This is a genomic window from Peptoniphilus sp. GNH, from assembly GCA_021307325.1.
Classification (GTDB): Bacteria; Bacillota; Clostridia; order Tissierellales; family Peptoniphilaceae; genus KA00134.
Genome location: CP089931.1, coordinates 650037 through 667449, shown reverse-complemented (window position 1 = coordinate 667449; position 17413 = coordinate 650037). Strand labels below are relative to the sequence as shown.

At 36.9% G+C, this 17413-nt stretch carries 17 protein-coding genes and 2 tRNA genes; 15 read left to right on the top strand and 4 right to left on the bottom strand.

Translation table 11 applies throughout. The annotated features are described in order from the left end of the window. The first annotated feature begins 194 nt into the window (after positions 1–194). The 6 genes from rsxC to LV469_03450 are packed head-to-tail and all read left to right on the top strand — an operon-like array spanning position 195 to position 5197. Positions 195–1529, top strand: a complete 1335-nt coding sequence (gene rsxC / locus LV469_03475) for an electron transport complex subunit RsxC (protein UHR03365.1) — start codon at positions 195–197, stop codon at positions 1527–1529. Between the two features lie 8 nt (positions 1530–1537). After that, positions 1538–2500, top strand: a complete 963-nt coding sequence (locus tag LV469_03470) for an RnfABCDGE type electron transport complex subunit D (GenBank protein ID UHR03364.1) — start codon at positions 1538–1540, stop codon at positions 2498–2500. Further along, on the top strand, positions 2497–3078 hold the full coding sequence (locus tag LV469_03465; GenBank protein UHR03363.1) for an FMN-binding protein: 582 nt from the start codon (positions 2497–2499) through the stop codon (positions 3076–3078). The genes LV469_03470 and LV469_03465 overlap by 4 nt, the downstream gene beginning before the upstream one ends. A gap of 14 nt (positions 3079–3092) precedes the next feature. Next, positions 3093–3689 (top strand): electron transport complex subunit E, encoded by a 597-nt coding sequence (locus tag LV469_03460; GenBank protein ID UHR03362.1) that lies wholly within the window; start codon positions 3093–3095, stop codon positions 3687–3689. 1 nt (position 3690) lies between these two features. Continuing rightward, a complete protein-coding gene (rsxA, locus tag LV469_03455) occupies positions 3691–4269 on the top strand; it encodes an electron transport complex subunit RsxA (protein ID UHR03361.1) in 579 nt (192 codons plus the stop codon). A 10-nt stretch (positions 4270–4279) separates the two neighbouring features. Then, positions 4280–5197 carry an RnfABCDGE type electron transport complex subunit B gene (locus LV469_03450; protein UHR03360.1) on the top strand — a complete coding sequence of 306 codons (918 nt, stop codon included), beginning with the start codon at positions 4280–4282 and terminating at the stop codon, positions 5195–5197. Between the two features lie 341 nt (positions 5198–5538). Here LV469_03450 and LV469_03445 read toward each other — a convergent pair. The 4 genes from LV469_03445 to LV469_03430 all read right to left on the bottom strand — a co-directional run bounded on the left by LV469_03445 (position 5539) and on the right by LV469_03430 (position 9306). Further along, a tRNA-Leu gene (locus tag LV469_03445) sits at positions 5539–5624 on the bottom strand. A 22-nt stretch (positions 5625–5646) separates the two neighbouring features. Beyond that, positions 5647–6273 (bottom strand): dephospho-CoA kinase, encoded by a 627-nt coding sequence (gene coaE / locus LV469_03440; protein ID UHR03359.1) that lies wholly within the window; start codon positions 6271–6273, stop codon positions 5647–5649. Beyond that, positions 6260–8902 carry a DNA polymerase I gene (polA, locus tag LV469_03435; protein UHR03358.1) on the bottom strand — a complete coding sequence of 881 codons (2643 nt, stop codon included), beginning with the start codon at positions 8900–8902 and terminating at the stop codon, positions 6260–6262. The genes coaE and polA overlap by 14 nt, the downstream gene beginning before the upstream one ends. A gap of 317 nt (positions 8903–9219) precedes the next feature. Continuing rightward, positions 9220–9306: transfer RNA gene (locus tag LV469_03430), tRNA-Leu, on the bottom strand. A gap of 96 nt (positions 9307–9402) precedes the next feature. On the opposite strand from LV469_03430, the gene ruvX reads away from it, so the two are divergent. The 9 genes from ruvX to LV469_03385 all read left to right on the top strand — a co-directional run bounded on the left by ruvX (position 9403) and on the right by LV469_03385 (position 17409). Next, on the top strand, positions 9403–9813 hold the full coding sequence (ruvX, locus tag LV469_03425) for a Holliday junction resolvase RuvX (GenBank protein ID UHR03582.1): 411 nt from the start codon (positions 9403–9405) through the stop codon (positions 9811–9813). An 8-nt stretch (positions 9814–9821) separates the two neighbouring features. Further along, positions 9822–10067, top strand: coding sequence for a DUF1292 domain-containing protein (locus tag LV469_03420; GenBank protein UHR03357.1), 246 nt, complete (start codon positions 9822–9824; stop codon positions 10065–10067). An 8-nt stretch (positions 10068–10075) separates the two neighbouring features. Beyond that, positions 10076–10528: a transcriptional repressor gene (locus tag LV469_03415; protein UHR03356.1), complete on the top strand. Its 453-nt coding sequence runs from the start codon at positions 10076–10078 to the stop codon at positions 10526–10528. After that, positions 10528–12192 (top strand): ribonuclease J, encoded by a 1665-nt coding sequence (locus tag LV469_03410; GenBank protein UHR03355.1) that lies wholly within the window; start codon positions 10528–10530, stop codon positions 12190–12192. The genes LV469_03415 and LV469_03410 overlap by 1 nt, the downstream gene beginning before the upstream one ends. A gap of 102 nt (positions 12193–12294) precedes the next feature. Then, positions 12295–13554: a copper amine oxidase N-terminal domain-containing protein gene (locus LV469_03405; GenBank protein ID UHR03354.1), complete on the top strand. Its 1260-nt coding sequence runs from the start codon at positions 12295–12297 to the stop codon at positions 13552–13554. Between the two features lie 212 nt (positions 13555–13766). Further along, positions 13767–14741, top strand: a complete 975-nt coding sequence (locus tag LV469_03400; protein UHR03353.1) for a hypothetical protein — start codon at positions 13767–13769, stop codon at positions 14739–14741. A gap of 24 nt (positions 14742–14765) precedes the next feature. Then, the gene (lepB, locus tag LV469_03395) at positions 14766–15314 is read left to right on the top strand and encodes a signal peptidase I (protein ID UHR03352.1); all 549 of its coding nucleotides are present in this window, start codon (positions 14766–14768) and stop codon (positions 15312–15314) included. A gap of 231 nt (positions 15315–15545) precedes the next feature. Continuing rightward, complete coding sequence (locus LV469_03390; protein ID UHR03351.1) at positions 15546–16193, top strand: O-methyltransferase; 648 nt, start codon at positions 15546–15548, stop codon at positions 16191–16193. Next, positions 16186–17409, top strand: a complete 1224-nt coding sequence (locus LV469_03385; GenBank protein UHR03350.1) for a U32 family peptidase — start codon at positions 16186–16188, stop codon at positions 17407–17409. Before LV469_03390 ends, LV469_03385 begins: the two co-directional genes overlap by 8 nt. Positions 17410–17413: the final 4 nt, after the last annotated feature.

Here is a 17413-nt window from a genome sequence, read left to right as displayed (position 1 = left end):
AATAAATTTGTCAACATATTTTTTATAAAAAATATTGTATTGTAAATGCGATGATAGTGGGATTCTTAGAATTAAGCCATTTTTCAAAATGCAATTTTAATTTATCAATTCGTATACTTTATAAAATTTTGGTGTTATAATGTTAACGATAAGGAGTGCCCTCAGGGTACAAATATTTATGAAAGGAGATTGTTATGAGTTCAAGAAACCTCACTTTTAAAGTGGGAGGAATTCATTTTGATGAACACAAGGGGTTAACTGAAGGTCTTGCTATTGAAGTAATGCCGGATCCTAAGTTAGTGTACATACCAATGTCACAACATATTGGGGCTCCATGTAAGCCATGTGTAAAAGTTGGCGATCATGTAAAGGTTGGACAAACAGTGGGTTCATCAGAAGCTTTTATTTCCGCAGATGTGCACGCAAGTGTTTCTGGAACTGTCAAGGCCATAAAAAAAGCCTATACCGCCGATGGAAGATTTTGTGAATGTGTAACTATCGAATCGGACGGTCTTGGGGAAGTTTTTGAAGACGCAAAGCCTTTAGAAAACTTGAAAGATGCGACCTTAGATGATTTGATTCCATTTGTAAAGAAGTATGGAATAGTAGGAATGGGAGGGGCAGGATTCCCCTTGCACGCCAAGTTGAAGAGTGAAAATCCAGCGCTTGATGAATGCATCATCAATGGTGCTGAGTGTGAGCCATTTTTGACTTGCGACCACAGGATTATGCTTGAGAGGACAGAGGAAATCTTGGAAGGACTTGAGATTTTCGCAAGTTTCTACAACAAAAATGTTTCCTATATGGCAATAGAAGAAAATAAACCTGATGCAATAGCTAAGATGGAAGAGGTAATCTCTGAGCATCCAGAGTGGAAGAATTTGGCGGTTGTAGGATGCCAAACAAAGTATCCACAAGGTGATTCAAAGAGACTTTCAGAAGCTGTTGTGGGAAGGATTGTCCCTCAAAATGGTGTAACTAACGATGTTGGAGTCTTTTTGACAAATGTTGGTACAACTTTAGCTTTTCAAGAGGCTCTTATAAAGGGAAAACCGTCATATGAAAGGGTAATCACAGTATCGGGCTCTGGAATTAATCAACCTAAGAATATTTTGGTTAAAGTCGGAACTAGTGTAGGTGATATACTTGAATTTTGTGGCGGCATGAAGGAAAACTACAAGGAAATAATATGTGGTGGACCTATGACTGGAAAATCTGTATTTGATTTAAACAGCCCTGTTACAAAGACTACTTCTGGTATTTTGGTTTTCACTGAAGAGGAAATCAAAAATGTAGAAGAAAGCCCATGCATTAGATGCTCAAGATGTATTGATCATTGCCCAGCAAGAATCAATCCGACAGACATTAATTCTGCAATTTTAAAAGAAAATATAGATCTATGTGATGCTCTGCATGCAGACCAATGTATGGAATGTGGAATTTGCTCGTTTGTATGTCCGGCTAAAAGACAACTTACTCCATCGATAAAACTCGCTAAACGTGAGTTGAGATCTAGAATGACAAGGTAGGTGTAATTATGGAAAAAAATATTACTTCTCAAGAGGGAAGAAAATTATTTGTAGCCTTAGCACCTCACTTGCGCTCTAAGGATACAGTTCAAAGAATTATGCTGGATGTTATAATAGCACTTTTGCCGGCATTAATAGGAAGTGTTTATTTTTTTGGAATCAAGGCTTTAATTCTAAATATAACTTGTGTAGTTTCATGCCTTGTATCGGAATTTATTTATCAAAAACTTGCAAAGAAAGAACTTCAAATAAAAGACCTCACAGCTGTTGTAACAGGCTTATTGATTGCCTTTAACTTACCAGCAACTGCTCCTATTTGGATGGGGATTTTTGGTTCTGCTTTCGCAATTATAGTAGTAAAAGAATGTTTTGGAGGAGTAGGAAATAACTTTATGAACCCTGCCATAGCAGCTAGAATTGTCTTAATGGCTTCATGGGCAGGCAAGATGACAAGTTATCCAGCAGCTCTAGATGGAGTTTCAGGACCAACTCCTTTGCAACTTATAAAAGTAGGAGCTTTTGACAAGCTTCCTCCTTTAAAAGATATGATTATAGGTAATATTGGCGGAGTTTTGGGTGAAACATCCGTAATTCTATTGATTATAGGCGCTATTTATCTATTGGTTAGAGGCGTAATTTCATGGAGAATACCAGTATTTTATATAGCATCAACTGCTGTATTTCTATTTTTACTTGGTGTGCCTAGCCACATCCTTCCATATGAAATTTTTGGTGGTGGACTGATTTTAGGAGCTTTCTTCATGGCTACCGATTATTCTTCAAGCCCTGCAAACAATAGGGGAAAGATAATCTTCTCTCTTTTGTGCGGTCTTATAACTGCAGTAATAAGAGTAAAGGCATCCTTGCCTGAAGGTGTTTCATACTCTATAGCATTGATGAATGCCGCAACACCTCTTATCAATAAGTTGACTGCGACATCAGCATACGGAGAGGCTAAGGTGACAAAATGAAAGAAAGTATAAAATTAGGATTTATTTTATTGATTCTTTGTGCAGTTTCTGCAGGTCTTCTGGCCATTGTAAACGCATACACAGCTCCAGTTATCATGCAAAACGAGCTCAAAGAAACACTAGCTTCTTACCAAACAATTTATGGGGAAGATGCAGAAGAAGTTACTCCTGTTGACCAAGGACTTCTAAAGGAAGTTCAAGAAAAATTCCCAGATATAGAAAGTGTATTTGAGGTTAAAAAAGGTGGCAACCTAATCGGATACGGAATCAACGTAAAGGGTAACGGATTTGGCGGAGAAATGACAAATGCTCTTGGGTTTTATATAGAAAACAAGACCATTGCAGGATTTAGAAATATTGTAAACGCTGAAACAAAAGGTTTTGGTACAAGAATAGCAGATGAAACTTATTATTCTTCATATAATGGAAAATCTGCAGCTGGGGATTTGACTATTTCAAAAGATCCTTCAGCAGAAAATCAAGTGCTACTTATGACAGGGGCAACAGTAACAAGTAAGGCTGTCCTTGCAGCAGACAATGTAGCTATTCAAGCGTTCAATTATCTATTGGCTAAATAAGGGGGGAGGTTATTATGAAATTAGGTAAAGTATTTACTAACAGTATGTTCAAGAATAACCCGGTTTTTATGCAGCTAATCGGTCTTTGTTCAGTACTTGCTGTTTCGACATCTGTAATAAATGCAGTTTCTATGGGAGCTGCTGTAACTTTTGTACTCATAATGAGTAACTTTGTAGTTTCTTTGCTTAGAAAAGTTATTCCTGAAAAAATCAGGATTCCATGTTTTATAGTAGTAATTGCAACATTTGTAACCTTGGTTCAAATGATATTGCAAGCTTATTCAAAGCCTGTTTATCGTGCCTTGGGTATATTTCTACCACTTATAGTTGTAAACTGTTGTATTTTGGGTGAAGCTGAAGGCTTTGCTTATAAAAACAAGGTTATACCATCAATCATAGATGGTCTTGGAACTGGTGTAGGATATACAATGGCAGTATTAGCTATGGGTATATTAAGAGAATTTGTCGGTAACGGAAGCTTGTTTGACAAACAAATTATGCCTCAAGCATATCCAGGAGTAGGACTTATGACTGCTCCAGCAGGCGCCTTCATTTTACTTGGCTTTTTAATAGCCTTGTTTAGACACTTATTATCAAGAAGGGGTGAATAAGATGGTTGCAAGTATAATTACGATTTTAATTTCAACAATCCTTGTTCACAATTATGTATTCGCACAATTCTTGGGAATATGTCCTTTCCTTGGAGTTTCTTCAAAGACTGAAACTGCTGTAGGAATGGGTGTTGCAGTTACCTTCGTTGTAGTAATTGCATCAATTGTAACTTGGCTAATACAAAGATTTATCTTAGATCCATTTGAACTAGGCTATTTACAAACCATAGTATTTATACTAGTAATAGCATCCTTAGTTCAATTCGTTGAAATGGTTATCAAAAAATCATCACCAGCACTTTATACAGCTATGGGGGTATATCTTCCTCTAATAACTACAAACTGTGTGGTACTTGGTGTTACAGTATTAAATATTCAAAATAAGTACGATATAATTGAAACAATATTCTCTGGTCTAGGTGCTTCATTAGGTTTCTTCTTAGCACTTTTACTTATGGCATCACTCAGAGAAAGATTTGCAATTGGAAATATTCCTAAGAAGCTTCAAGGTGTGCCGATAGCACTTATATCTGCAGGTCTTATTGCCTTGGCATTCTCAGGATTCTCAGGATTAGTATAGGGGGTTAAGCATGGACAAATTATTATTACCCATTATAATTCTGGGAGTAATAGGATCGATATTTGGGGTTGCTCTGTCAATTGCTTCAAAAGTTTTTGCAGTTGAAGTTGATCCAAAAGTTTCAGAGGTTTTAGGATCACTTCCTGGAGCAAACTGTGGTGCTTGCGGATTTCCAGGTTGTGAAGGACTCGCAAATGCAATAGTTGCAGGAAGCGCACCGGTAAATTCTTGTGCAATAGGCGGTGCAGAAACTGCTGCCAAGGTAGCAGAAATAATGGGCGTCAACGCAGGAAATATAGAAAGAAACGTCGCTCTTGTTAAATGTCAAGGAACATGTGCAAAGGCGATAAATAAATACGAATACCATGGTCTTGAAGATTGCAGACTAATATCTGATTTTCAACAAGGTCAAAAATCTTGTGGAGCAGGTTGTCTTGGTGGCGGAACTTGTACAAAAGTTTGCGAATTTGATGCTATACACATAGTAGATGGCATAGCAGTTGTAGACAAGGAAAAATGTGTGGCATGTTTAAAATGTATAAAAATTTGCCCTAAACACATAATCGATCTTGTTCCTTACAAGCAAAAAACTTTCGTAAAATGTAATACAACCGATTCAGGCAAAGATGTAAGAGTAAATTGTGGCATTGGTTGTATAGGTTGCAAGATGTGCGAAAAAGTATGTCCTAAGGGTTGTATCAAAGTGGAAGATAACTTGGCTAAAATTGATTATAGCAAGTGTATTAATTGCGGATTCTGTGCAGCTAAGTGTCCAACTGGAGCAATCTTTGTAGAGTTCCCAGAAAGACTAGATAAAATTCGTGAAACGCTAAAAAAACAAGAAGAAAAGAAAAGACAAGCAGCTAAAGAAGCCGCAGCAAAAGCAGCAGCCGAAAAAGAAATGGCAACTGCCGGCAGCGAAAACTAAAAACTGCATATAAAACAAAAAAGAGGTTCGTTGATACGGACCTCTTTTTTTATGTAAGAAGTAAAAATATTTATAATGTTAAATTAACGTACTTCATCAAAAACTTATAAAATGCGAATGAGGTTGGGGGATCTATCATATAGTTGAAAAAGTATAGATAAAATTCATAGGAGCTAATTTGTAGAAAAATTAAGAAATGTATGCCATTTGTCTGCTATAAGTTTGAAAAGCGTATAAATTCATGCAAAAACAATAAAAAAATTGCCCGGCTTTTAATAACTAGGCAATTGTATCTTAAATTTGCATATCTTGTAAAATTGTGTAAAGCTTTAAAAAAATAATGGTGCGGAGAAAGGGACTTGAACCCTCACGCGTTTGCACGCACATGCCCCTCAAACATGCCTGTCTGCCATTCCAGCACCTCCGCAACGCTAATTATTATATAATAGTTAGCGGTTTTTTTCAATTCTTTCTTTTAGATTTTTTATTTCGTAGTCTACTTGAGCATATAGGTTTTCTAAGCTCGTATCGTTGTATAATATAATATCAGCGAGCCTTTTCTTGTCCTCAATGGACATTTGCGAATTTAATTTTTTTAGGGCATAGGCTCTGTCGATGCCATCTCTTTTGATAAGCCTTTCGATTTGAATTTCTCTTGGCACATAGACAAGCCAAATTTCATAAAAGGAAATCACGCTTTCTATCTTTTCTTTCATTTCCAAGAGCAGGGGAATATCCAAAAAGACAAAATCTGCATTTGCGTAGGAAAAGGCCTCTTCTTGTAAATTTTTCAAGATGCCGGGATGAACTATTTTTGAAAGTTCATCCAAGGCTTTTTTGTTTCCAAAGACTTTTCTAGCAAGCTTATCTCGACTTATGCCTTCTTTATCCAAGATATCCCTTCCAAAGATGGCTAGGGTCTTTTTATATACATCCTTATCAGAGTAGATGTTCTTGGCGATTACATCAGCATCGACAAGGGGGTAGCCGAGTTTTTTTAGATATGAAGAAACTGTGGATTTCCCAGTTGCAATTGAGCCGGTCAAGCCTATATATCTTGTTTTATTTTGCATCATACCAATTATCCAAGACCTCCATATCTACTAACAAATCCACTTTTAACTTGCCGGCATTTTCCATCACATCTTTTAAGATTTTCTTGGCTCTGTCTATTTCATCTATCGGGGAATCCAAGATCAGCTCATCATGGACTTGCAAAATCAACTTACTCTTTAAATTTTCAGCCTTGAGCTTTTGAAAAACTTTAACCATGGCAATCTTTATTATATCGGCGGCAGAGCCTTGGATTGGTGTATTAAGTGCTATACGTTCGCCAAAAGACCTTATATTAAAGTTTCTGTTATTTAGCTCTGGAATATTTCTCTTGCGACCAAAAATTGTTCTGACATAGCCCTTTTCTTTGCCTTCTTTTACTATATTTTCCATAAAGGCCTTGATGCCCTTGTAGTGATTGAGGTAATTGTCAATATAAGTCTTGGCTTCTTGTCTTGGTATATTTAAGTTTTGGGAAAGACCATAGTCTGAAATGCCATATACAATGCCAAAATTGACAGCCTTGGCCCTGCTTCTGAGTTCAGAGTCGACATCCTTTATATCTACCTTAAATACTTGGGCAGCTGTTGAAGCGTGGATATCTTCTCCATGCTTAAAAGCCTCAATCATATCTTTGTCATCGGATACTGATGCCAGCACTCTTAATTCTATTTGTGAGTAGTCGGCATCGATTAATCTGCAATTTTCCGATGGCAAAAAGGCTTTTCTTATTAGGCGACCTTCCTTTGTTCTAATTGGAATATTTTGCAAGTTGGGTTCTGTCGAGGAAATCCTACCAGTTGCTGTGACAGTTTGGTTGAAGGATGAGTGAATTTTTGAATCATTTTTATTTATTATTTTGATTAGTCCATCTACATAAGTAGACTTGAGTTTTGAAAGCTTTCTATACTCTAGGATATTTTCTATTATTCCGCCTTGACCTGCCAACTTTTCCAAAACCTCAGCACCAGTTGCATAGCCCGTTTTAGTTTTTTTGATGACGGGGAAGTTGAGTTTTTCAAAAAGAATCTCGCCTAATTGCTTGGGAGAGTTGATATTAAACTCCTCTTGGGCCTCTGAAAAAATTTCTTGAGTCAGTTTTTTTAAATTTGAATCCAAGACCAAACCTATATCTTCGAGGCAAGATTTATCAACAGAAAAGCCAACGACCTCCATATCTGCTAGCACTTCTATAAGGGGCATCTCCACATCATAAAAAAGACCTTTGCTTTTGTCGTCCATCTTTTTTTCCTGTTCAGGCTTGATTTTGTATATGGCATCTAATAAGTCTGCGAGATAGATTTTGACATCGTCAGATGCTTCTTCTAGTTTTTTTGAAGTTTTGCCTTTACCTAAAATTTCTTTTAGGCTTTTCATATTTTTATTTAGATAGATTTGAGTAAGCCTTTCGATTTCATAATTCGAAACCTCGGGTGCGATGATATATTCGGCAATTTGCAAGTCGTACTTTACATTTTTAAAATCTATCCCAAACCCAATAAGACTTATGAGATCTTCCTTGAGATTATGGCCCAAAATTTCTATATCTTCCCTTTCAAAGGCTTCCTTAAATTTTAAAAGAGATTCTTTGGAGAATTTGTAAAATACTGGAGGCTCATTTTCAGTCTTGAGTCCCCAAAAAGAAGGCAGGACGCCCTCGTAAAATTTGCCTTCTGAAATCAACTTAAAGGCGAAATTTTTATTTTTTAAAATCTTTTTCAAATAAGAAGTTTCATATTCATCCAAAATTTCTACAGACTTGGAAATCTCATCAGTTTTAGCAGGGGAATCATTTAGGGGCAATTTCTTTAAAAAACTGTAAAACTCGTACTCCTCATAGATTTTTACAAGCTCTGAAAGATTGTAGGGCTTGATTTCAAAATCTTTTAGATCTGCATCAATTGGCACATCTCGTATTATTGTTGCAAGTTTTTTAGACATAAAGGCCAGAGCCTTGCCGTCTTCTAACTTTGATTTTAAAGACTTGGCAGAGATTTTATCTAAATTCGAGTAAATATTTTCGATAGAAGAAAATTCTTTCAAGAGTTTTATGCCAGTCTTTTCTCCTATGCCCTTCACACCAGGTATGTTATCGGATTGGTCTCCCATGAGACCTTTTAGGTCGATGAACTCCGTAGGACTTAGAGAATATTCCTTAAAGAGCTTTTCTTCATCAAAAACTTCTAACTCAGTGATGCCCTTTCTGGTAAGCAAGACCTTAGTCTTTTCGCTTATTAGTTGGAAGTAATCCTTATCACCTGTTAAAAGCACACACTCGTAACCAGCATTTTCGCTCAACTTAGAAAGGCTTCCTGCCAAATCATCAGCCTCAAACTTTGACGACTCGAGAACTCTTATATTCATGGCATCCAAAATTTTTCTCACAAGAGGAAATTGCAGAGACAGCTCATCAGGCATTTTTTGCCTGTTGGCCTTGTAGTCTTTGAACTGCTCATGACGAAAGGTCTTGCCCTTCAAATCAAAGCAGACACAAATATCAGATGGCTTTATTTTTTCGATGGCATTTTCAAGCATGGTCACAAAACCATATATGGCATTTGTGGGAAAGCCCTTTGAATTTGTAAGATTGGGAAGGGCATAAAAGGCCCTAAAGAAAAGTGACGATCCGTCTATAATTAATATTTTTTTCATAAGCACTCCTTTTCTTGATTATACTACAAAAAGTGAATAGAAGTGGGAGAGCTTAGGCATTTATATCCTTTGAGTTTTAAGGAAACTTTAATTATCGCATCATAAGGAAGAAAACAGATTACTTGAGATAAATATATAAAAATAAGATTTCATTAAAAGCAAGGATGAATGGCACAAATAAAATAACAAGCAAGATTAAAGTTTACATGGAAAGGGTAAAAAATATAAAAATAAAAAAAGAACCAAGACTTATAAAAGCTTGGTCCTTTTAGAGTGAATTTTATAAGTATTTGATAACTTATAAAACACAAATATATTGGTGCAGAAGAAGGGACTTGAACCCTCACGACCCAAAGGTCCTCGGCTTCTGAGACCGAGAAGTCTGCCAATTCCATCACTTCTGCTCGCCTATATATTGTAAATCGAAAACCCTTAAATTTCAACAATAACTTGATAGGATTTAGTAGCTAGTATATAATAATGATAACGATTAGGAGAAAATCATGAGAGTGCTTGGACTGGACATAGGTGACAAATATATAGGAGTTGCCATCTCTGATGAGCTTGGGATGTTTGCTCAACCGCTTATGCGAATAGAAAGGACATCCAATAAGGACGCTTATGCGGAGATTGAGAAATTGATAAATGAATACGAGCTTTGTGACGTAGTTGTTGGACTTCCTATAAATATGAATAACACCTTGGGACCCCAATCCGAAAAAGTCAGGAAATTTGCTGAAAAAATAAAGAATAAGTTTAAAGTGAATCTGATTTATATTGACGAGAGAATGACAAGTATAAGTGCGCAGAGAGTCTTGATAGAAGGCTCTGTAAGAAGAGAAAATAGAAAAAAGTATATTGATAAAATAGCAGCCTCGTACATTCTCCAAACCTATCTAGATTCCAAGTAGGAGGCTTAATGGAAAAACATTTATTTTTTGATGAGAATGATCAACCAGTTGAATTTATTTTAAAGGCCAAGTTTCAAGTAGACGACACTTCTTATGTGGCGATGGTTCCTAGCGAAGATATTGACGGTCAGATATATATTCTAAGACAAGATTTTGATGAAAATGGAAATGGAATTTTTGTCGGAATTGATGACGATGAATTAAATGACGCAGTAGAAGTATATGAAGAATTAATAAAAGACAAGATGCAGTAGGTGAAAACATGAAAAAGGATTATGAAGAAATAGTAAAAAACATTTTAAGAGAAAACGGATACAAGTTTACAAATCAAAGAAAAGACATCTACAAGGTTTTTGTAGACAATGTAAGCCATCACCTAACAACAGAGGAAGTTTATAAAATTGCTAAAAAGGCAAATCCTGAAGTGGGAATTGCAACTGTATATAGGACAATTTTGCTTTTTGAAAAATTGGGCATAATATATAAAATCTCTTTTGATGACGGAGCAATAAGATACGAATTAAAGAGCGAAAAGAATGAGCATAGACATCACCATTTGATATGTCTTTCATGCAACAAAGTAATAGAGGTCAAACTGGATCTTTTAGATGCGCTCGAATCATCTGTTGAAAAATCTGAAAAATTTAAAATAGTAGATCATAATCTGAAGTTTTACGGTTACTGCAGCGATTGTCAGAAAAAGAAGGAGAAATAATGAGAAGCAGTAACAACTTAAAAATCATTCCTTTGGGGGGCATGAGAGAAATTGGCAAGAATATGACCTTGGTTCAATTCAAGGATGAAATCATAATTGTCGATTGCGGGATGACCTTCCCAGAGGAAGAACAACTTGGTATTGATGTGGTAATACCTGATTTTCAATACCTTGTAATGAATCAAGACAAGATAAAGGGGCTTGTGCTGACACACGGTCATGAGGATCATATCGGTGCAATCCCTTATTTATTGAAGAAATTAAAATTACCTATTTATGGGACAGCCCTCACCATGGGACTTTTGGAAAACAAACTTAAAGAGCATAGGTTGGGCCATGTTGACATGAAGGTGGTAAAAGCTGGAGACAAGATAAAGTTCGGCAAAATGGAAGTCGAATGGATTAGCGTGAACCACTCTATTCCAGATGCTTGCGCTCTTGCAATCAAAACTCCCCTCGGCTATGTCTACCACTCAGGAGATTTCAAGGTGGACTTCACTCCCATTTCGGGAGATGTAATAAATCTAAGAAGGATCTCTGAGATTGGTCAAAAGGGTGTCATCGCCATGATAGGAGAGTCTACCAACGTCCTAAGACCCGGCTATACTCTAAGCGAGAGAAAGGTCGGAGAGACTTTCAAAAGACTTTTTAATGTATTTGAAGGCAGAAGACTTATCATCGCGACTTTTGCCTCTAATGTTCACAGAATCCAACAAATCATAAATGCGTCCGAGGAGCATGGCAGAAAGGTTGTGCTTTCTGGAAGGTCTATGGTAAATGTCATGGAGACGGCAAGAAAGCTTGGTTATCTAAGAGTCAAGAAAGATACTTTTGTAGATATAAATAACATGAAAAGGTACAAGCCGGGTCAGCTCACGATAATCACAACTGGATCTCAAGGCGAGCCGATGAGTGCCCTTACGAGAATTGCAAATGGAGAACACAGGCAAATTCAGATTCATCCTAAGGATGTGGTCATCTTGTCTGCCACTCCGATACCGGGCAATGAAACTGCAGTTACCGCAGTTATAAATAAGCTGATTGACAATGGCACAGAGGTTGTATATGAGTCCTTATCAGAAATTCACGTTTCAGGCCATGCTTGTCAGGAAGAATTAAAGCTCATATTGGAACTTGTAAAGCCCAAGTATTTTGTGCCTGCCCATGGCGAAATAAGGCATCTCTTAAAACACAAGGAGATTGCTGAAGCGATGGGAATCAGAGAAAAGAATATATTTGTAATGAACAATGGAGAAGTTTTAGAGATAAATGGCAGAAGTGCCAAGATAGGTTCGGATGTTCCTGCAGGAAGTGTCATGGTAGACGGGCTTGGCATCGGAGATGTGGGAAATGTTGTATTAAGAGATAGAAAACACCTCTCAGAAGACGGACTTATAGTTGCTGTTTTGACTATATCTAAAAAAGAGCAAAAGCTTGTTTGTGGACCAGATTTAATCTCCAGAGGTTTTGTATATGTGAGAGAATCTGAAGACTTGATGGAAGGCGCCAGAAAGGCAATAGAAGAGCTAATAAACAAGGCAAGCAAGAAAGAAATAGCAAACAGATTATATCTAAAGGGAAACATCAAATCGACCTTGAGATCTTATGTATTTAAGAGGACTAAGAGAAACCCGATGATTCTACCAGTAATAATGGAAGTATAGTAAGAAGCCTGCGGGCTTCTTTTTTACATATAAGCCTAAGTAAAGAAAGGAAAAACAAAAAAATACGAGAAAGGAGACAAGGGGAAAATCCCCGAAAAACTCATGAAAAAGAAAAAAATATTTATAGCACTATTAGCGGCCCTCACGCTGTTTCCATCAGCAGTAAGGCTCGACAAAATAGATGCTCAATCAAACTTTATAATCAAAGTAAACGAGAAAAAAGTCGAGACAGGCGAAAACCTCGGATACCCCTACATTGCAAAGGGTAACAGAACCATGGTACCCCTTAGAGTAATCTCCGAGAACATGGGCTTTAAAGTCGATTGGAAAAACGAAGGCCAAATAATAAAAATGGAAAACAAGAGCCTCGGCAGAAAGCTAAGCCTACAAATAGGAAATAGCACCGCCACTCTAAACGACAAGCCCCTCTATATAGACGAGAACGAGAAGACCCTCGCACCCCTCTTAAAAAACAACAGAACCTACGTTCCCCTAAGATTCATTGCAGAAAACATGGGCTACAAAGTTGACTATAGCCAAGCAAAAGGCACCCACTTAATAAACATCTACATGGCAAAACCCGTAGCAGACAAGGACCTTTCAGAGGATGAGTTATTGAATCTCTTTTTCTCGAAGATCTATCACAAGGGTGAGGTTGCGGCAAGACCCGGCGATAACGATGCTATTGTAAATGCGAGAATCTCTCAAGTCATTGATATGCCAAGTGCGGACAAGTATCCGGGCAAGGTCTCGGATAAGTGGATTACTCCTGATATTAGGATAGGCTACCAAGACCCGTTTGCTTTAAAGAATGGGGAAGCTATGGCTCCTTTTGTATTTAGATTAATGAATAAAGACGATTTTAAAAATGCTTCTGACGATTACCAAATTCAGTTTGAGCTTATCGATAGCAGGTATTATCCTTATAACCAAAACTTAGAAATCAAAAGAGGAACTCATAAGTATATTGGAGCTAATTTAAAATATGAAAATGAATATAATGGTTATATAACAGGTGGAAAATTGAGAAATATGGCCGCTGGAAATGCAAAATCTGCTTTTTTTGACTTGTTCCAAGGTAACATCGCTAATTACAATGCTTTGAAAAGCAAGGGCAGAAATGGTGAACTTTTAGCTCCTCCGATAGGGGATCTTTTGAGATATAAAATGACCATTAAACAAGGTGAAGAAAAACACGCCTATGAGTTTGATGCAAGGTATATGTTTACTTTAATGCCTGAAACTTTAAACAGAATAACCGACCCTACTGTTAAAGCTGGAATAGAACAACATTTTAAAGGTAACGACTTATTCAACAAATACACTAACACTCCGATTGGCAATGTAAAACAATTGTATTAATTCCTTTCTTTTTATATATTATTTGAAAGAGACCCTACGGGGTTTCTTTTTTTTATTCATTTTAAGTAAGTATTGCTTATTTATACTTTATATAGAACAACATATTTGAAATTAAATTTAAAAACATTTTTTCCGTGAATAATTTAATAAAATTTTTCCTAATATATAAGGAGATAGTAATAGCAAATAATATACAGAAAGGATATGATTTTATGAAGTATAAGAGAACAATTAGCTTATTACTCGCCTTAGTTATTCTTATAGGGTCCTTCAATTTTGTCTTTGCTACGGGAAATGACAATCTTAAAGACGATGATGACAATACTGAAATTAACAATGCAGACGAGAAATTCGGCCCCGAGAACTGGACCAGACCCTTTGACATCAACATGGGTCTTGGTGCAAACGGAAAGAATATCTACGGCACAAAAGACGGAAAGTTCGGCAACTCCTATACCTACCAGCAATGGATGGGCATCATGCTAAACTGGGCGGGAGCCTCATATAAGCCTCACCTTTATGGCTCAGGCGCTGGAGAAAAAGGCATAGGCGTAGATAAGACCACAGGAGAGGTCATCTTCAAGGAGCCAAATATCAAATACGATGTCATCATAGTAGATGCCGATAATGTACCAACAATCTATTCGGGCTTTAACTTCGGAGGCGCACCTGCCTATAGAGCCGTTATGGAACAAGGCAAGGTAAAGCTTGATGTTGATATCCTAAGCCCAAAAGTAAAAAGAGTGGACGTGTCTAAGTATTTTCAAAACTTGGGAGAAAAATTCTACTACGACATATCCTTTGGAAATAACGACGGAGGCACCAACGAATCTATCTACAAGGCACCACCCATGGGTAAGATAAAACTCCCGGCAAGACTCTATATGATAGACTATTCAAACGTTGGCGATGGTCCAGCACAAGACTTTAAAGACAACGACTTCCAAATAGGCGTTCACACTAAGAAAGATGGAAAAGTCCGAGGACTACCAATAAAAGGCAGAAAGTCAAACCCTTGGAGAGCCTATACATTCAAAAAATGGACAGGGGGCGAAAATAAAAACGGACAAAAAGTCCCCGACCTATACACTTGGCACGGAAGCGAGCTAAAGAATATAGAAGAAGGGGCGAGAATTTCTACCACAAATTGGTTAATAAAAAAGATATTGGATATAATAAAGAGTTAGAAGATTGGGTTGGAGGGGCTTATTTTGAAAAGAAAAAGAATAATAAATATTATAATTTTATCATTGACAATTCTATTATCTATCTTTATCAAAAATTATGTATTTAGCTTTGTAAAAGTATCTGGTACTTCAATGTATCCCACCATCAAAGATGGGCAAGTGCTAATAGTAAATAAGGCTTATACAAGGCTTTTGAAAAGAACTTTAAGAAGAGGAGAGATTATAGTAGTAAGGCCCAAAGATACGGATGAGAATCTTATCAAAAGACTTATTGGTCTGCCGGGCGATTTTATTGAGATTAAAGACGGGGAGCTTTATATAAATGGAACTCTTCAAGCTGAAACCTATGTAGATAAGACCTTCAATGATGACAAGTTTCTTTGCGAAAAAACAAAGATTAGTCTAGATGAGTATAAAGAGCTCCACTCGTCTATAATAGGCAGATATTATAAGAGAAGGCTAAAAGATGATGAGTATTTTTTCATGGGCGACAATAGATTAAACTCTACGGATTCTCGCATGATAGGGCCTGTTTCTTATGACGATGTTTTAGGTCTTGTAAAGAAAAAGTAGATTCTATATAATAAAATAGGTCCAAAATGGAAAGCTTTATGCTTAAATCAACTTGGGCTTTTCATATTATTTTGCTAAAAGAGCTTAGAATATTAAAATACAAAAAGACAATAAAAGAGCGACTTTTTAGTTGCTCATTTTTTTAAAAATCTAGTTTTAGAGTACTAGAAAGAAATAAAGTCTATAAAAAGCTTGTATTTCAAAAATAAATGGGGTTGTTTTTTAAAGAAAATGGGAAAAATAAATTTAGATTATATTATAGATTACATGGAGAGCCTTCTTGCTGCTCAACCAGCTTGCAAGCGTGAGATGAGATCTTATGCCAAGACTTATCACATACCTATCGTGGAAGAGGTCAGCGAAAATTTTATAAGACTACTTATGAGGATGACAAAGCCAGAAAAAGTTTTAGAGTTGGGTACAGCTATGGGTTATTCGACGATAAATTTTGCTAAGGAGACCTATGTAAAAAAAGTCACAAGTATAGAAATAAGGGAAGATATGGCTAGTCTTGCCATGGCAAATGTGAAGAAGGCAGGTCTTGAAGAAAAAGTTGAAATTAGGGTAAATGATGCCGCCTTAGAATTGGATAAGCTGACAGAAGGTTTTGATTTTATATTTATTGATGCGGCAAAGGGGCAGTACCAATTTTATTTTGACAAGGCCATAAGACACTTAAATGCCAAGGGGCTTATAGTCTGTGACAATGTGCTTTTTAAGGGCATGGTTGCAAGCGATGAGCTTCTTGTAAGAAGAAAAATTACCCTTGTCAGACGCTTGAGAAGTTTTTTGAAGAATATTTTTGAAGATGAAACTTTAGATGCAAGCCTCTTGCCTCTTGGCGATGGCATATTACTAATTAGGAGGAAAGATGAATAAAATAGAGCTTTTGGCACCGGCAGGTGATTTGAATAAATTAAAGACAGCGCTCATGTATGGTGCTGATGCGGTCTATCTGGGAGGAGAGGCCTTTGGGCTTAGAAAGGCATCAAAAAACTTTAGCCTTGCTGATATTGAAGAAGGGGTCAAGCTGGCCCACAAGCTTGGCAAAAAGGTCCATGTGACTTTAAATATAATTCCCCACAACAAGGATACCCATGGAGTCGATGACTATATTAAAGCTCTTTACAATATAGGAGTGGATGCCCTTATAGTGGCTGATCCGGGTATGTTTTCTAGGGTAAGGGCAGCAGAAAAAAACATTGACATTCACATATCGACCCAAGCATCTATAACCAATACTGATGCTGTGAAATTTTGGGCAGCTCAAGGAGCAAAAAGGGTTGTTATGGCGAGGGAAGTCTCACTCGAAGAAATAAAGGAAATTGTTGAAGAAACCAAAGACTTGATAGAGGTTGAAACATTTGCTCATGGGGCTATGTGTATGTCTTATTCGGGTAGGTGTTTGTTATCTAACTATATGGTTGGTAGAGATGCCAATCTCGGAGACTGCGCTCAGCCTTGCAGATACAAGTATCATTTGGTCGAAGAAAAAAGACCGGGGGAATATTTCCCCATAGAAGAGCATGAAGAAGGAACTTTTATCATGAATTCCAAGGACCTCTGCATGATAGAACATGTGGATGACCTCATAAGGGCTGGCATTTCTTCTTTGAAGATTGAGGGCAGAGTCAAGTCGGATTATTATCTTGCGACTACTATAAGATCGTATAGAATGGCGATTGATGCCTTTTATGAAGACCCGAAAGGATATAAATTCGACCCATATTATTTGGATGAGATTAAAAAAGTTTCTCATAGAGACTTTACAACTGGTTTTTATTATAATAAGGATATAAGAGATGCCCAGATATATGAAACATCCTCATATATAAGAGGATATGAGTATATAGCGAGAGTCGAGGCTTATGATCCGGAAACTAAAATGGCAAGCCTATCTCTTAGGAATAGGACTTTCCCAGGGGAAGAAGTCGAAGTTTTTGGCCCGGGCATAAAACATTTCACACAAAAAATAGAAGAAATGTATGATGAAAACGATAATAAAATCGACATGGCTAATAAGGCTGAACAAATTTTTAAAATTGAGATGAAGCAACCGGTTAAAGAGGGTTATATGCTTAGGAGAGAAAAATAGGAGG